This is a genomic window from Caulobacter rhizosphaerae, from assembly GCF_010977555.1.
GTDB lineage: Bacteria > Pseudomonadota > Alphaproteobacteria > Caulobacterales > Caulobacteraceae > Caulobacter > Caulobacter rhizosphaerae.
The window spans coordinates 631,841-647,002 of record NZ_CP048815.1; the positions used below are offsets into that span (position 1 = coordinate 631,841).

The 15,162-nt window shown below is 70.4% G+C and carries 16 protein-coding genes and 2 pseudogenes; 6 read left to right on the forward strand and 12 right to left on the reverse strand.

The window, feature by feature from the left end; translation table 11 throughout:
* Positions 1–12: 12 nt before the first annotated feature.
* Both G3M57_RS02875 and cydD read right to left on the reverse strand, forming a co-directional pair.
* Positions 13–1,743, reverse strand: coding sequence for an ATP-binding cassette domain-containing protein (locus G3M57_RS02875; protein WP_163228626.1), 1,731 nt, complete (start codon positions 1,741–1,743; stop codon positions 13–15).
* Positions 1,740–3,374 carry a thiol reductant ABC exporter subunit CydD gene (gene cydD / locus G3M57_RS02880; RefSeq protein WP_163228627.1) on the reverse strand — a complete coding sequence of 545 codons (1,635 nt, stop codon included), beginning with the start codon at positions 3,372–3,374 and terminating at the stop codon, positions 1,740–1,742. The genes G3M57_RS02875 and cydD overlap by 4 nt, the downstream gene beginning before the upstream one ends.
* A gap of 120 nt (positions 3,375–3,494) precedes the next feature.
* On the opposite strand from cydD, the gene G3M57_RS02885 reads away from it, so the two are divergent.
* The 4 genes from G3M57_RS02885 to G3M57_RS02900 all read left to right on the forward strand — a co-directional run bounded on the left by G3M57_RS02885 (position 3,495) and on the right by G3M57_RS02900 (position 7,088).
* A complete protein-coding gene (locus tag G3M57_RS02885; RefSeq protein ID WP_056758433.1) occupies positions 3,495–5,075 on the forward strand; it encodes a cytochrome ubiquinol oxidase subunit I in 1,581 nt (526 codons plus the stop codon).
* A gap of 13 nt (positions 5,076–5,088) precedes the next feature.
* A complete protein-coding gene (gene cydB / locus G3M57_RS02890) occupies positions 5,089–6,231 on the forward strand; it encodes a cytochrome d ubiquinol oxidase subunit II (protein WP_163228628.1) in 1,143 nt (380 codons plus the stop codon).
* Between the two features lie 13 nt (positions 6,232–6,244).
* Positions 6,245–6,364 (forward strand): cytochrome bd-I oxidase subunit CydX, encoded by a 120-nt coding sequence (gene cydX, locus G3M57_RS02895; protein WP_035071806.1) that lies wholly within the window; start codon positions 6,245–6,247, stop codon positions 6,362–6,364.
* A gap of 271 nt (positions 6,365–6,635) precedes the next feature.
* On the forward strand, positions 6,636–7,088 hold the full coding sequence (locus G3M57_RS02900; protein WP_029911988.1) for a chemotaxis protein CheW: 453 nt from the start codon (positions 6,636–6,638) through the stop codon (positions 7,086–7,088).
* Positions 7,089–7,198: 110 nt separating this feature from the next.
* Here G3M57_RS02900 and G3M57_RS02905 read toward each other — a convergent pair whose 3' ends face one another.
* Positions 7,199–7,696: an ASCH/PUA domain-containing protein gene (locus G3M57_RS02905; RefSeq protein WP_057182053.1), complete on the reverse strand. Its 498-nt coding sequence runs from the start codon at positions 7,694–7,696 to the stop codon at positions 7,199–7,201.
* Between the two features lie 112 nt (positions 7,697–7,808).
* Between G3M57_RS02905 and G3M57_RS02910 the strand changes: the two genes are divergently transcribed.
* Positions 7,809–8,261: a hypothetical protein gene (locus tag G3M57_RS02910; protein WP_056758443.1), complete on the forward strand. Its 453-nt coding sequence runs from the start codon at positions 7,809–7,811 to the stop codon at positions 8,259–8,261.
* A 6-nt stretch (positions 8,262–8,267) separates the two neighbouring features.
* Here G3M57_RS02910 and yihA read toward each other — a convergent pair whose 3' ends face one another.
* The 9 genes and pseudogenes from yihA to G3M57_RS02950 all read right to left on the reverse strand — a co-directional run bounded on the left by yihA (position 8,268) and on the right by G3M57_RS02950 (position 14,960).
* Positions 8,268–8,909 (reverse strand): ribosome biogenesis GTP-binding protein YihA/YsxC, encoded by a 642-nt coding sequence (gene yihA, locus G3M57_RS02915; RefSeq protein ID WP_163228629.1) that lies wholly within the window; start codon positions 8,907–8,909, stop codon positions 8,268–8,270.
* Positions 8,909–10,801 (reverse strand): membrane protein insertase YidC, encoded by a 1,893-nt coding sequence (yidC, locus tag G3M57_RS02920; RefSeq protein WP_163228630.1) that lies wholly within the window; start codon positions 10,799–10,801, stop codon positions 8,909–8,911. Before yidC ends, yihA begins: the two co-directional genes overlap by 1 nt.
* A gap of 9 nt (positions 10,802–10,810) precedes the next feature.
* Positions 10,811–11,254, reverse strand: a complete 444-nt coding sequence (gene rnpA / locus G3M57_RS02925; protein ID WP_056758451.1) for a ribonuclease P protein component — start codon at positions 11,252–11,254, stop codon at positions 10,811–10,813.
* A 104-nt stretch (positions 11,255–11,358) separates the two neighbouring features.
* Positions 11,359–11,493, reverse strand: a complete 135-nt coding sequence (rpmH, locus tag G3M57_RS02930; RefSeq protein WP_012284717.1) for a 50S ribosomal protein L34 — start codon at positions 11,491–11,493, stop codon at positions 11,359–11,361.
* Positions 11,494–11,610: 117 nt separating this feature from the next.
* Positions 11,611–11,985, reverse strand: coding sequence for a hypothetical protein (locus G3M57_RS02935; protein WP_056758454.1), 375 nt, complete (start codon positions 11,983–11,985; stop codon positions 11,611–11,613).
* An 11-nt stretch (positions 11,986–11,996) separates the two neighbouring features.
* Positions 11,997–12,995 carry an NADPH:quinone oxidoreductase family protein gene (locus G3M57_RS02940; protein ID WP_163228631.1) on the reverse strand — a complete coding sequence of 333 codons (999 nt, stop codon included), beginning with the start codon at positions 12,993–12,995 and terminating at the stop codon, positions 11,997–11,999.
* A gap of 152 nt (positions 12,996–13,147) precedes the next feature.
* Positions 13,148–14,194 (reverse strand): alpha/beta hydrolase, encoded by a 1,047-nt coding sequence (locus G3M57_RS02945; protein WP_163228632.1) that lies wholly within the window; start codon positions 14,192–14,194, stop codon positions 13,148–13,150.
* Positions 14,195–14,216: 22 nt separating this feature from the next.
* Positions 14,217–14,305 (reverse strand): annotated as a pseudogene (locus G3M57_RS27320) (hypothetical protein); the annotation flags it as partial.
* A gap of 13 nt (positions 14,306–14,318) precedes the next feature.
* Positions 14,319–14,960 carry a TetR/AcrR family transcriptional regulator gene (locus G3M57_RS02950; RefSeq protein ID WP_163228633.1) on the reverse strand — a complete coding sequence of 214 codons (642 nt, stop codon included), beginning with the start codon at positions 14,958–14,960 and terminating at the stop codon, positions 14,319–14,321.
* 61 nt (positions 14,961–15,021) lie between these two features.
* Between G3M57_RS02950 and G3M57_RS27325 the strand changes: the two are divergent.
* Positions 15,022–15,162 (forward strand): annotated as a pseudogene (locus G3M57_RS27325) (hypothetical protein); the annotation flags it as partial.

Below are 15,162 nucleotides of genomic sequence, written 5' to 3' on the forward strand. Positions count from 1 at the left end.
GCGCAAGGTCGACTACCCTATAGCGCGGGGCGGAGCGATTGGCAGTTCCCGATCGCACAAGGCGCGCGGCGCGGGCCGGTGGCTGACCAGCACCAGGCCCTGGCCGGTGCGCTTCAGGCGGGCGTCCAGGCGCGCGACCACCAGGGCCTCGGTGGCGGCGTCCAGGCCCTCGGTGGGCTCGTCCAGCAGCAGCCAGGGCGCGTCGCGCAGCAGGGCCCGGGCCAGGGACAGCCGCCGCCGCTCGCCGCCCGACAGCCGTTCGCCGTTCTCGCCGATCCAGGTGTCCAGGCCCTGGGGCAGGGCGCGGACCCGGGCCTCCAGCGCGGCGTCGGCCAGGGCGTCCCACACGGCTTCCTCGGCGTGCGGGCCGGCCAGGGCGAGGTTGGCGCGCACCGTGCCGGCGATCATCGCCGCGTCCTGCGGGGCGTGGGCGAAGGCGGCGCGGGGGGTGGTCGGATCTAGGGCTTCCATGGCGTGGCCGTTCAGCGCGAGCGCCACCCCCACACTCCGCTCCTCCCGGCGAAAGCCGGGACCCAAGCCGAGGGGGTGGTTTCGCTCGGCATCTACAGGGCCGATACCGCTTGGGTCCCGGCTTTCGCCGGGATGAGTGGAGTTTAAAGAGCGCAGGCCGAGCAGTCGCTCCAGCACCGTCGTCTTGCCACAACCCGACGGGCCGGTCAGGACCAGACGCGCGCCCGGTTCGAGGATGAGATCGCCGACGTTCAGGCTTGGACAATCCAATAAGGCCTGGGCGCCCGCCGCCGTCGGCTCATGCCCCAGCACCGCGTCCAACCGTTCGGCCGCCGCGTCGGCGCCCGACGCCTGCTCGAACGCCTTGCCTAGTCCCGCCAGGCCCTCCAGCGCCATGGCGGTCGCCAGGCCGGCCATGGCCGCCAGGGGCGTGGCGGCCTCGTGGGCCAAGGCCAGGACCCCGGCGACGGCCAGGCCCAGGATCGCGCCCTGCAGCCCCATCACCCACCCGCCGGCCGCCACGGCCTCGCGCCTCAAGGCGTCCAGCCGCGCGCCCTTGGCGGCGATCTCGGCGGCCGCGCGACCCTGGACGCCATAGACCCGCAGCTCAGGCGCGGCGGCGGCGTAGGCGGCCAGATCGTCCTTCAGGTCGCCGGCGGCCTGCTGAATCGCCGGGCCGGTGCGGGCGGTCAGGCGGCGGGTCAGGACGCGGACGCCCAGCACGGTCGCGGCGACGGCCAGGGCGACGACCACGGCGCTCGCCCAGCCGGCGGGCGCGGCCATGGCTAGTCCGGCGGCGACGGCGGCCCCGGCGCCCCAGGGGGCGGAGAGGCGGATCAGCCGGGTCTCGACCGCGTCGACATCCTGCACCAGCCGGGCCGAGGCCTCGCCGCGCGACAGGGCCAGGGCCTGGGCCTGGGCCGGCGGGGCGGCGGCCAGGGACGCGTAGAGCGTCGGGCGGATGGCGGCCAGGGCCTTGAGGGCCGCGGCGTGGCCCGACAAGCGCTCCAGATAGCGGAAGGCGGTGCGCAGGATGGCCAGCAGGCGGATGCCGGCGCTGGGCAGCAGCACGTTGAAGGCCTGGGCCGCCGCCAGTCCGGCGACGCCGGCGATCGCCGCCCCGGTCAGGAACCACCCCGACAGGCCCAGCAGCAGCACCGATCCCGCCCCGACGATGGCGGCCGACAGCGCGGCCAGGCGCAGGCCGTCGGCGTGGCGCCGACGCTGCTGGCGGATCAGGTCGGCGAGGGGACCGCCGGCGGGCCGCTTCACAGCCGCACCACGCGATCCGCCAGCGCGGCGACGGCCTCGGAATGGGTGGCGATCAGGGTCGTGCGGCCGCGCGCCGCCTGGCGCAGGATCGGCAGCAGGGCCTGTTCCGAGGTCGCGTCGAGGTCGGCGGTCGGCTCGTCCAGCAGCAGGATCGGGGCGGGTTTGAGCAGCGCCCGGGCCAGACCCAGCCGCCGCCGCTCGCCGCCGGACAGGCCCGCGCCGCGCTCGTCCAGCCGTGTGTCGAGGCCGTCCCGGTCGTCCAGCACGGCGTCAAGGCCGACGGCGCGAGCGGCTCGCACCAGGTCTTCGCGGGCGGCGCCCGGATGAGCCAGGGCCAGATTGTCGGCCAGGGTTCCGGGCAGCACCACCGGCGACTGTCCGGCCCAGGCGACCGACGCGGCGATCGAACCCAGGTGCGACAGGCGCTGGTCGCCGATCGACACCTCGCCGCCGCTCAGGGGCGCCAGGCCCAGCAGCAGGTTCAGCAGGGTGGTCTTGCCGCTGCCGCTGGGGCCCAGCAGGGCGACGACCTCGCCGGGCGCGACATCGAGGTCGAAGCCGTCGAACACCGAAGCCTCGCCGGCCGCGTAGGTCACGGTCACGGCCTGGAAGCGGAGGGCGGGCGGGGCGTCGAACGAGGTGGTTGGGGGAGCGGGCGGCGGAAGCGGCAGGGCGGCCAGGGTCAGGGCGGCGGCCTCGGCGGCCTGGCGGTCGTGATAGGCGGCGGCCAGCCGGCGCAGCGGGGCGTAGACCTCCGGGGCCAGGGCCAGGGCGAAGAAGGCGCGCTTCAGGTCCAGCTGCTCGGGAACCGGGAAGGGCAGCAGCCGTAGCAGGTTGAAGCCGCAATAGACCGCCACCACGGCCACCGACAGGGCGGCGAAGAACTCCAGCGCGCCGGACGACAGGAAGGCGATCCTCAGCACACGGATCGTCCGCCGTGCTAGGTCGTCGGCGGCGACCGACAGGTCGCGGGTCACCGCGCCCTCGGCCTGGAAGGCCAGGACCAGCGGCAGGGCGCGGACCCGGTCGAGGAACAGGCCGGACAGCCGCTCCAGGGCCAGGAACTGCCGCCGCGACTCCTCGGCCGCCGCCCCGCCGGCCAGGGCCATGACCAGGCCGAACGGGACCAGGGTCGCCAGCAGGATCCCCGCCGCCACCGGGCTGGCGACGGCGACGGCGGCGATGACCAGCAGCGGCGCGACGGCGGCGGCCATTCGCGCCGGCGCGAATCGCGAGACGTGGCCGTCCAGGGCCTCGACCCCCTCGACCACGGCCGACAGGGCCTCGCCGCCGGTGACGCGACCGCCCAGCACCGAGGCGACGGCGTCCTGGCGCGCCCGGGCCTTGACCCCGGCGGCGGCCAGGGCTCCGGCCTCGGCGGCGCGCTTGGCCAGCCCGCCCCGCGCGGCGGCCGCCAGGGCGAGCAGGGCCAGCCAGGGCGCGGCGGCGGCCAGGCCCCGCGGCAGGGCGTCGATCGCCAGGGCCAGGCCGGCGGCGAAGGCGACCGCGGCGGGGACGTCGGCCAGCAGCCACAGCGGCGCGGTCCGCGTGGCGCGACCGCCGGCCGGGCTCATCGCCTGCAGCCAGGGTCGCGCGACGGCGTCGAGCTGGGCGGTGAAACTGGCGGTCATCGGCCGTTGTTAGGGTCGGGGGACGGGCGCGTCCTTGATCAGGATCAAAGCGCCCTGGCCTTGATGCGTCTAGGGGTAGAAGGTCCTTGGCGCGATCGCCAACGACCACCGGAGCGCTGCATGGACCCCGCCGTCGTCGACCTCTCCCGCCTGCAGTTCGCCCTGACGGCGCTGTACCACTTCCTGTTCGTGCCCCTGACGCTGGGCCTGTCCTTCATGCTGGTGATCATGGAGAGCGTCTATGTGATGACCAAGCGGCCGATCTGGCGCACCACGACGCGGTTCTGGGGCACGCTGTTCGGCATCAACTTCGTGCTCGGCGTGGCCACCGGCCTGACGATGGAATTCCAGTTCGGCATGAACTGGTCCTACTACTCGCACTATGTCGGCGACATCTTCGGCGCGCCGCTGGCCATCGAGGGGCTGATGGCCTTCTTCCTCGAGGCCACCTTCGTGGGCCTGATGTTCTTCGGCTGGGATAAGCTGCGGCCGGTCACCCACCTGCTGGTCACCTTCCTGGTCGCCCTGGGCACCAACCTGTCGGCCCTGTGGATCCTGGTCGCCAACGGCTGGATGCAGAACCCGGTCGGCGCGGCCTTCAACCCCGACACCCTGCGCATGGAGGTGACCGACTTCCGGGCGGTGCTGTTCAACCCGGTGGCCCAGGCCAAGTTCGTGCACACGGTCAGCGCCGGCTACACCATCGCCGCTGTCTTCGTGCTGGGGGTCAGCGCCTTCTATCTGCTGAAGGGCCGCTATGTCAGCGTCGCCAAGCGCTCGCTGACCGTGGCCGCCGCCTTCGGCCTGGCCTCGTCCCTGTCGGTGGTCGTGCTGGGCGACGAGAGCGGCTACGCCCTGACCGACAACCAGAAAATGAAGCTCGCCGCCCTGGAGGCGATGTGGGAGACCGAACCCGCCCCGGCCGGCCTGACCGCCTTCGGCATCCCGGACCTGAAGGCCCGCAAGACCCACGACGAGATCAAGATCCCCTATGTCCTGGGCCTGATCGCCACCCGCAGCCTGGACCGGCCGGTCGCCGGCATCTTCGAGCTGGTGGCCCAGGCCGAGACCCGGATCGAGAGCGGGGTGGTGGCCTATGACGCCCTGGAGACCTTGAAGGCCGATCCGAAGAACCTGGCGGCGCGCGGCGTCTTCGAGATGCACCGCCGCGACCTCGGCTACGCCCTGCTGCTCAAGCGGCATGTCGCCGACCCGCGAACCGCCGACAAGGCGCTGATCCAGAAGACCGCCTGGGACACCGTGCCCAACGTGCCGGTGATGTTCTGGTCGTTCCGGATCATGGCCGGCATCGGCTTCCTGATGATCGCGATGTTCGCCACCGCCTTCGTGCTGGTCACCCTGCGGCGGCACAATACGCGCTGGTTCCTGATGCTGGCCGTGGCGGCCATCCCGCTGCCGTGGATCTCGACCGAGCTGGGCTGGGTGCTGGCCGAGGTCGGGCGCCAGCCCTGGGCGGTGGAGGGCGTGCTGCCCACCTTCCTGGCCCCGTCGTCGCTGAGCGTGGGCCAGATCCTGACCAGCATCGTGGTGTTCACCCTGCTGTACGGCGCCCTGGCGGTGGTCGAGGTCGGGCTGATCCTGCGGACCATCAAGAAGGGCCCCTTCGCCGAGCAGGAGGCCTTCCCGTCCGGCGCGCCCGGACGCCCCGGGGCCGCCCCCGCCGGCGAAGCCGTCGCTTAAAGGAGATCGGATCATGGACCTTCCCCTCGACTATCCGACCCTGCGCATCATCTGGTGGGGCCTGCTGGGCGTGCTGCTGATCGGCTTCGCCGTGACCGACGGCTACGACATGGGCGTGGGCGCGCTGCTGCCCTTCGTCGCCCGCACCGACGAGGAACGCCGCATGGTGATCAACACCGTCGGCGCCACCTGGGAAGGCAACCAGGTGTGGTTCATCACCGGCGGGGCCTCGATCTTCGCGGCCTGGCCGCTGGTCTATGGCGTCAGCTTCTCGGGCTTCTACCTGGCCATCTTCGCGGTGCTGGTGGCCATGATCCTGCGGCCGGTCGGCTTCAAGTATCGGTCCAAGCGGCCGGATCCTCGCTGGCGGGCGTTCTGGGACTGGGCGCTGTTCACGGGAAGTTTCGTGCCCGTGCTGGTGTTCGGCGTGGCCGTGGGCAACGTGCTGCAGGGCGCGCCGTTCAAGCTGGATGGCGACCTGCGGGCCACCTATCACGGCGCCTTCTTCGGCCTGTTCACCCCCTTCACCCTGGTCTGCGGCTTGCTGTCGGTGGCCATGCTGGTGCTGCATGGCGCGGCCTGGCTGGGGATCAAGGCCGAGCAGGGCGTGGTCGGGGACCGGGCCCGCCGGTTCGGCGCGGGCGCCGGGATCGCCACCCTGGCCCTGTTCGTGGTCGGGGGCCTGCTGGCCACGCGCCTGGGCTTCCGCATCGAGGGGGCGTTCGACCCCGCCGGACCTTCCAATCCGCTGCGCGGGACCGCGGTCGCCAGTCCGGGCGCCTGGTTCGACAATTTCGGCCGCCATCCCTGGATGCTGGTCGCGCCGGTGATGGGCCTCGGCGGCGCGATCCTGGCCCTGCTGGGCCTGTGGCGGCGGTCGGCGGCCCTGGCGTTCGGCGGCTCGTCGGCCTCGGCGGCGGGGATCGTGGCCACGGTGGGCCTGTCGATGTTCCCGTTCATCTTGCCCAGCACCATCGATCCGCGCTCGAGCCTGACGGTGTGGAACGCCTCATCCAGCCACCTGACCCTGTTCATCATGCTGATCGTCGTGGCGGTGCTGATGCCGGTCGTGCTGCTCTACACCGCCTGGGTGTTCAAGGTGCTGTGGGGCCGGACCAGCACGGCGGCGCTCAAGACCGACCCGGCCCTGTACTGAGGAGTTTCAAGCCATGTGGTACTTCACCTGGGTGCTGGGCCTGGGCCTGGCCGTCGCCTTCGGCGTACTGAACGGCGTCTGGTACGAGTTCAACCTGACCGACGAGGGCGATGTCGGGGCGTCGGAGCCGTGATCCTCCCCCCGTGGGGGAGGCGGCCGAAGGCCGGTGGGGGGAGTCTTTGGATCGTCGATCCGGGCTGAGGCCGCCTGCCGATCACTCCCCCCTCCGTCGGCTTCGCCGACACCTCCCCCACGGGAGGAGGACCAGCGCGCGCGACAATTCGACGCCGTCCCGCAAGCGCTGCATTAACCGTTATTAAACGGCGCTCGGGCTCTTGTGACAGACGACGCGAAGCCGGTTTTCGGCCTTCACCGCGAAGACCTTCGACCCTCGGGACCCGACCATGACCGACCACGCCGAACCCGCCCTGGAGCTGATCTCGTTCTGCATTGGCGAGCAGGAGTTCTGCATCGACGTCAAGACGGTCCGCGAGATCCGCGGCTGGACCCCGGCCACTCCGATCCCGCACGCCCCGGCCTTCCTGAAGGGCGTGATCAACCTGCGCGGCGCGATCATGCCGGTCATCGACCTGCGCAATCGCCTTGGCCTGGGCGTCACCGTCCCCGAGACCCGCCACGTCATCGTCGTGGTCGAATGCCAGGACCGCCTGGCCGGCATCCTGGTCGACGCGGTCAGCGAGACCTTCACCGTGTCGCGCGACCACCTGCAGCCGACCCCGGACCTGGGGACCGACGAACTGCGCTTCATCCAGGCGATCATCTCGCTGGACAGCCGCCTGATCACCTATCTGCGCATGGACGACGTCTTCCCGGCCCAGGTCAGCCAGGCGGCGTAAGGCATCGCCCCATCGCGCAACGAAAAGGGCGGGCCGTGAGGTCCGCCCTTTTTGATTCAGCGCCCCGGACCGGGGGACAGGCGCATGCGCCTGTCCCCAACCGATGCGACCTACTTCCCCCGCACGATCTTCGCGGCCGCGGCGTGGAAGGCGGCCTCGGCCTCGGCGGCGGCGGCCACGGCGCTGTGGCGGTCGGCGGCGACCGGCATGGCGGCGCGGCCGGTGGTCGGGGCGGCGTAGCTCTGGGCCACCTTGCGGGCGTCCTGGGCGCGCAGGGCGGCGTTGTTGGAGGTCGTCTCGTGCCAGTGGGCCAGCTGCGCCGCCGTCAGGGCGCCGTCGGCCGGCATGTCGCCGTGATGGACCACCTCGCCGAAGCCGATGGCCACGAAGCCGTGGATGACGCCGTAGTCCTCTTCCGACAGCAGGAAGGTGATCTGCCGTTCCTCGACCTGGCCGGTATAGACGTCCTGCTCCGGATCGAACTCGCGCAGCACCAGCACGTCGCCCACCGCGAACTCGCGGTCGTTGCGGCGGATCTCGAAGCGCTTCTTGCCCGAGCGGACGGCGGCGAAATACTGGGGCCAGGTCTTCAGTTCGTGACGGGTCATGGGCGGGTTCTTCAGGGACGGGGCGGCGCTCTTAGCCGAGCCCGGACTCTATAGCAATCACGCAGGCCGCGCGTCGCGGGATCGAACCGGCGACCGGCGGGTTTGTGTGGACATGATCCGATCCTTCCTCATCGGGCTGGTCGCGGGCGCCCGCGCGGTCACCCCCTTCGCCGCCGTCAGCGAGGCCGCTCGCAAGGGCCAGCTGCCGCGCGACACCGGCGCGCCGTCCTGGCTGGGCGATCCGCTGGTGGCGACCGGCTCGACGATCCTGGCGGGCGGCGAGCTATGGGGCGACAAGCTGCGTTCGGCGCCGGACCGTATCGTGCTGGCCGGCATCCTCGCGCGCCTCGTCAGCGGCGGCCTGGCCGGCGCGGCCCTGGCTCCCCGTCGGCGGGCGCTGGAGGGCGCGGCCCTGGGCGCGGCGGCGGCCGTCGTGTCCGCCTACGTCACCTTCGGCTTGCGGAAGCGCGCCATGCGCCGGTTCGGCCAGACGCCGACCGGTCTCGTCGAGGACGCGATCACGGTCGGCGCGGCGCGCTGGGTGGTGTCCTCGGCCCGCGGCTGAGCCGTTTCAGCTCAAGCAGGTCCGGGCGATCTCGGCGCGCAGCTCGGGCAGGCCGTAGCCCTTCTCCGACGAGGTCGCCAGGACCTTGGGGAAGGCGGCTGGACGCTTGGCGATCGCCTTCAGCGTCTTGTCGACCGTGACGTCCAGCTCGGATTGCTTGATCTTGTCGGCCTTGGTCAGGACGATCTGGTAGGAGACGGCCGCGATGTCCAGGGCGTCCAGGGCCTCGGCGTCCACCGACTTCAGGCCATGACGGGCGTCGATCAGCAGGTAGACCCGCTTGAGGTTCACCCGGCCGCGCAGATAGGCCCGGCCCAGGTCCTGGAACTTGTCGGCGATGCTCTTGGACACCCGGGCGAAGCCGTAGCCCGGCAGGTCGACCAGGCGCAGCTTCTCGGCCAGCACGAAGAAGTTGACCTCCCGCGTGCGCCCCGGAGAGTTCGAGGCGCGCGCCAGGTGGTTCTGGCCGACCAGCCCGTTGATCAGGCTGGACTTGCCGACGTTGGAGCGGCCGGCGAAGGCCACTTCCGGCAGGGTCGGGGCCGGCATGCCGTCCATCTTGACCGCGCCCATCATGAAGGTCGCCGGCTGGGCGAACAGCACGCGGGCGGCCTCGATCTCCTCTTCGCTGTAGCCCAGCTCGTCCATCAGGTGGCCTCGACGGACTTGCCGCTGAAGCGGGCGATCAGCTTGTCGATCGGGTTGTCGACCTTGTAGCGGTGCATGATGATGTACTGCTGGATGATGGTCAGCACGTTGCTCCAGCACCAGTAGATCACCAGGCCCACCGCGAACTGCGACAGGGTGAAGGTGAAGACGATCGGGAACAGCTGGAAGATCTTCTGCTGCATCGGATCGCCGGCCGGCGGGTTCATCGCCGTGGTCAGCCACATGGTGAAGCCGTACAGCAGCGGCCACACGCCGATGTGCAGCGGGCCCGCCAGCAGGCCCCCGATCAGCGGGGCCGTCGCCGGATCCCAGTGGATCAGGCCGAACAGGGTGGTGAAGGTCGAGGGGTCGCGGGCCGACAGGTCGGTGATCCAGCCGAAGAACGGCGCGTGCCGCATCTCGATGGTCACCGTCAGCACCTTGTACAGCGAGTAGAAGATCGGAATCTGGATCAGCATGGGCACGCAGCCCATCATCGGATTGATCTTCTCCTTGGCGTACAGCTGCATCATCTCCTGCTGCTGCTTGGCCGGATCGTCCTTGTGCTTGGCCTTCAGCTTTTCGACGTCGGGGGCGATCTTCTTCATCTTCGCCATCGACTCGTAGCTCTTGTCGGCCAGCGGGAAGAGGATCAGCTTCAGGGTGACGGTCAGCAGCATGATGGCCACGCCGAAGTTGCCGACCAGCTTGTAGAAGATCTCCAGGACGTTGAAGATCGGCCGGGTGATGACCTCGAACATCCCCCAGTCGACGGCCTTGTCGAAGCTGGGGATGGCGGCGGCCGGACGGTTCCAGAACTGCCACCAGACCACGGGCTTACCGCCGTACTCGTAGCGGGTCAGCAGCGGCACGGTCTTGGCGCCGGCGAACAGGCGGGTGGTGCTGGTGACGGTGGCGCCGGCCGCCAGCGAGCGCGGCGAACCGGTGAAGGCCGATTCATAGACGTCGACGCCGCTGACCGGCTTCACCTGGAAGCGACCCTTGATCATCTCGGACTGCTGGGGAACTAGGGCCGCCAGCCAGTACTTGTCGGTCATGCCGATCCAGCCGCCCTTGGACTCCAGGTTGTCCTGCAGCGGCTTGTCCTTCTTCCACTTCGGGTACTTGGCTTTGTTCTGCAGGATGTATTTTCCGCTCTCGACGCCGTCGATGCCGCCCAGCACGCCGATGCCGCCCTCGTAGACGATCTGGGTCTTGCCCAGGCCGTGCGGGCCTTCGGTCGGAATGCCCTGGCGCTGGACCGAGGCGTAGGGCGCCAGGGCCACGGCCGCCCCGCCCTGGTTGCGGACGGTGTCGGCGACGGTGAACATGGCGTCGGCGTCGACCGAGATGGTGCGGGTGAACACCAGGCCTTGGCCGTTGTCATAGGTCAGGACGACCGGCGTGGCCGGACGCAGCACCTGGCCGGGCGCGGCGGTCCATACGGTCTGGGGCGTGGGCAGGCCGGTCATGCCGGCGATCCCGGCCCAGCCGAAGTCGGCGAACCAGGCGTGCTCGGCGCCCTCGGGGCGGAACAGCTCGACCGGCGGCGAGTTCTTGTCGGCCGTCTGGGTGTAGCGCTTGAGCCAGAGATCGTCGATCCGCGCCCCCTTCAGGGCGATCGAGCCCGACAGGGCCGGGGTGTCGACGGCGATGCGCGGGCTCTGGGCCTTGGCCTCGTCGCGCGACAGCTTCAGCGGCTGGGGCAGGCCGTCGGCGCCCAGGGTCATCCCTGGCTGGGCCGCGACCTGGGCCTCGGCGACCTTCTTGGCGCGAAGCTCGGCCTCGGCCTTCCTCTGCTGCGGACCCAGCACCAGGAACTGGTAGCCGATCAGGATCGCGAACGCGCAGACGATGAACATCAGCGTGTTTTTGTTGGAGTCGTTCTGCATGGGTTGGACTTAACCAGAAACGGAGGAATCGGACGCGGCGGGGGCGTGCGGAGCGGGCGTCGCGCCCGGGCCCGCGCGATCGAGGTCGGCGGCGAGGCTTATCAGCGCGGTTTTAACATCGTCAAGCAAACGCCCCCAGTCCCGCTGGCCAGTTCCGCCGCGGGCGATGAACACATAGTCGCAAGACGGGCGGCCATGAAGGGGGAGAAGCAGCCTGGCGGCCTCGCGCAGGCGTCTTTTGGCGCGATTTCGCTGGACCGAGCCGCCGATCTTCTTGGTGGCGGTGAATCCGACCCGGATCAGCGGGTCGTCGTCGTGGCGCGGGCGCATCTGCATGAACACCGCCCCGCGCGCCAGGTTGGGCGCCTTGGCGGCCTTCAGGAAGTCGGGGCGCTTCTTCAGGCGCTCGATCTTCACGGCCTTCGCCGGCGGCGCAACCGAAGCGTCGGTCATGAAAAAAGCCGCCCTTTCCGGCGCAGGCGCTGGGCCTGGTTCGAGGAAAGGGCGGCTTTCATCATGGTCTAGATCCCGCCGAAATGGAGACGGGAGAAAGGCTGTTAGGCCGTCAGGCGCTTGCGGCCCTTGGCGCGGCGACGCGCGACGATCTTCTGGCCGTTCTTGGTGGCCATACGCGCGCGGTAGCCGTGACGGCGGGCTCGCACGAGCTTCGACGGCTGGAATGTCCGCTTCACGAGGTGGCTCCGATAATAATGGGACGCGGAAGCCGGAGGGCCGCCGCGAGTGAGGGGCGGTGGATAAGGGAAGGGGCGGGCGCTGTCAACCGGAGTCCGACACGAAGCCGAGTCGGATCAGGGGCTTGGCGGGCCGGGTTTCTGCGAGAGCGGTGCGCAGGTGAAGTCATCCACGATCGGCCAATCCTTGGCCGTATCGAAAGCAGGGCCTGGCATGCCTCCCAACTTACCCAAATGATAGCGCACGTCGCAAAGCTGGCCAGGGCTCGGCAGGGGCTCTTCGGTGGAGAGGCTCAGAGAGAATAGCGACATCGTATCGCCGGCCCGCGGTTCCACGGTCCAGCGATGCCAGAAAACGAATATCCCCGAGCCGACTCTGGAGCGCTCGACGGATTTGATCAGCACGCCTTTCAAGTACAGGGGCGGTTCGTCGGCGTGTGCCATGCTCGCCGTCAGCGCGAGAGCTGCCGCCAGCGTCACTTCGCGGATCATCGCAAGCTCCTTCAAACCTCGTTCGGTTGCACCACCGCCTTGCCGACCACCTGCCGGTTGGCCAGGAGGTCGAACGCCTCGCGCCAATGCTCAAGCTTGAACGTGGCGTGCACATGCGGCGAAATCACGCCCTCGTCGGCCATCCGCCACACCGCCTCGGTGTTCTCGCGTCCCTTCTCCGGAAATCGCCGACCGTATTCCCCGGCCCGCACGCCCATCACCGAGAAGCCCTTGATCAGCGGCAGGTTGACCGAGACGGTCGGGATGCGGCCCGAGGTGAAGCCGATCACCAGCAGCCGGCCGTCGAAGGCGATGCAGCGCACGCTCTCGTCGAACACGTCGCCGCCCACCGGGTCGTAGATCACGTCGGCCCCGCGCCCGCCGGTGATCGCCTTGACCTCGTCCTTGAAGCCGCCGGTCACGTTGACGATGGCGTCCGGGGCGTAGAGGCGCTGGATCTGCGCCAGCTTCTCGTCCGAGGCCGAGGCGGCGATCACCTTCGCGCCCAGGGCCTTGGCTAGGTCGACGGCCGCGAGCCCCACCCCGCCGGCCGCGCCATGCACCAGCACCCATTCGCCGGGCTCCAGCCGCGCCCGGCGCATCAGGGCGACATAGGCGGTGAGGTAGGCCGCGCCATAGGCGGCGGCTTCCGCGAACGACAGCCGAGCGGGCTTGGGTTTGAGGGCCTCGGCGGCCAGCACGGCATATTGCGCGAACCCGCCCAGCCGCGCCCCGCCAACCACGGCCTCGCCGAGGCTCCAGCCCGTGACGCCCTCGCCCAGCGCCGCGACCTCGCCGGCCAGGTCCAGGCCGGGCGTGAAGGGCAGGGGCGGCTTGAACTGGTATTCGCCCCGGGTCATCAACAGGTCGGGGAAGTTGACGCTGGCGGCCCGCACGCGGACCAGCACCTGGCCGGGACCCGGCTGCGGCGTGGGGACTTCACGGACGGCGCAGCCGGCGAAGTCGGGGGGCAGGGTCTCGACGACAAGGGCGCGCATGGTGGCTGTCATGGATTCCCTCAATCTCCGCTCATCCCGGCGAACGCCGGGACCCAGATCCCTTAGCTGTGTGGCGGATTGGAAGAGCTGTGAGCCCTTGGCGTCAGCCGCCAAGCCAGTCCATCTGGGTCTCGGCATTCGCCGGGATGAGCGGATTTAAAAGCTTAGAGCTTCGAACTCTCCAACGCCGCCCGCACCAGCCGCGCGATCTCCCGGCAGGCCGCATCCGCCGCCGGGACCACCCCGGTGAACGCCGTGAACCCATGGGCCAGGCTGTCGTAGCAGCGGTAGGTGGTCGGCACGCCCGCCGCGATCAGGCGCTTGGCGTAGGCCTCGCCCTGGTCGACCAGCGGGTCGAAGCCGGCGGTGACCACCACGGCCGGCGCCAGGCCCGACAGGTCGGCGGTCCGGCCGGGGGACAGGCGCGGATCGGCCGGGTCGGCGTCGGCGCCGATATAGTGGCCCATGAACCAGTCCATGACCGGCCCGCTCAGTGGATAGGCGTCGGCATAGGTCGTCATCGACGGCGTCTCGCTGGCCACGTCGACGGCGGGATAGATCAGCAGCTGCAGGGCCGGCTGGGCCTCGCCCGCGCGCTGCATCTCCTGGGCGATGACGGCGGCGAAGTTGCCGCCCATCGAGTCGCCGCCGATCGCCGCCGTCCCGGGCAGGGCCCCGAAGCGGGCGGCGTTGTCGCGGCCCCAGCGGAAGGCGGCCAGCACGTCGTCCAGCCCGCTCGGGAAGCGGTGGTCGGGGGCCAGGCGATAGTCGACCGACAGCACCGCCGTGCGGGCGATGCGGGCCAGGATCCCGCAGAAGGCGTGGCAGGTCTCCAGGTCGCCGATCACCCCGCCGCCGAAGTGGGCGAAGACGATCAGCGGAGCGCCGCCGTCCTGGTCGGCCGGACGGTAGGCGCGCAGCCGGATCGGGCCGTCTTGGCCGTCGATCGACAGGCTCTCGTTGCGCACGCCGGGCTCGGCCGGACCGCTCATGGCGGCCAGGCCCTTGGCGCTGGCGGCGCGGGCCTCGTCCGGCGACAGGGTGGTCATCGACGGCATCTTGGCCGCCGCCGCGGCCAGGAACTGGAAGCGCGGATCCAGGGTCCGCCCGCCGCGATAGACCGTCCCGCCGCCCGACATCGCCCGCAGCACTGGGCTGGGTAGCGACATCAGCGCCTTGAGGATGAACTTCTCGACGGCGGGGTCGGCCATTCGGGCTCTTTCTTCGACTTCTTGGGCCGCCCTCGTCCTTCGACAAGCTCAGGATGAGGGCTGTGCGTTTCAGTAGAGATCCTCATCCTGAGCTTGTCGAAGGACGAGGATCTCGGCTCCGTCTTCACGGACGCGGCAGGGCGGGCAGGCCGCCCAGGATCATCCGGACGGCGAAGTCGGCGGCGCCGTCCACGTCGACCGGCCGGCGCTCCAGCATCTTGTCGCCGACCTCGCGGGCCACGGCGATGCAGGCGGCGGCGAAGTAGTCCAAGTCGACGGCCGGGGCGTTGTCGTGCTCCAGCACCTTGGCGAAGGCCGCATGGACCTCGTCGAACACGGCCTGGATCTCGGGCGTGGCGCGGGCGTGGGGAAAGACCTCGCCGGCCGGCCGGTTGATCCGCCAGCTCTCGTGCTCGGCGGCCAGGAAGTCGAAATAGGCGCGGATCGCGCCGCGCAGGAAACTCTCGAAGTCGACCGCCTTCTCGAACTCCGTCCGCAGGATCGGCCGGAAACGCCGCGCGCCATCGTCGGCCAGGGCGTCGAACACTTCCTCCTTGGACTTGTAGTAGTTGTAGAAGGTGCCGGAGGCCAAGCCGGTGCGGCGGATGATGTCGCGGACCGTGGCGGCCTCGTAGCCCAGCTCGCCGAACACCGCCCGCGCCGCATCGAGGATCGCCTGGCGGTTGGCCACCTTGGTGCGCTCGCGCTTGCCCGGCTTGTTGTCTTCCAGGACCGGGCGGGCGGGGAAATAGGCGATGTTCGACATCGGACGCGACTCGTGGCGAGGCGCAGATGACGCCCCGTCATGATTTCAGCCTCATTCCGCGGTGGGAGCAAGCTCCAGCTCGCGGCGAGACCGTGCGTCCTTCGAGGCTCGCCTTCGGCGCGCACCTCAGGATGAGGGATTCAGCGACAGAGTTCCTCATCCTGAGGCGCCCGCGCAGCGGGCCTCGAAGGACGCAAGGCGC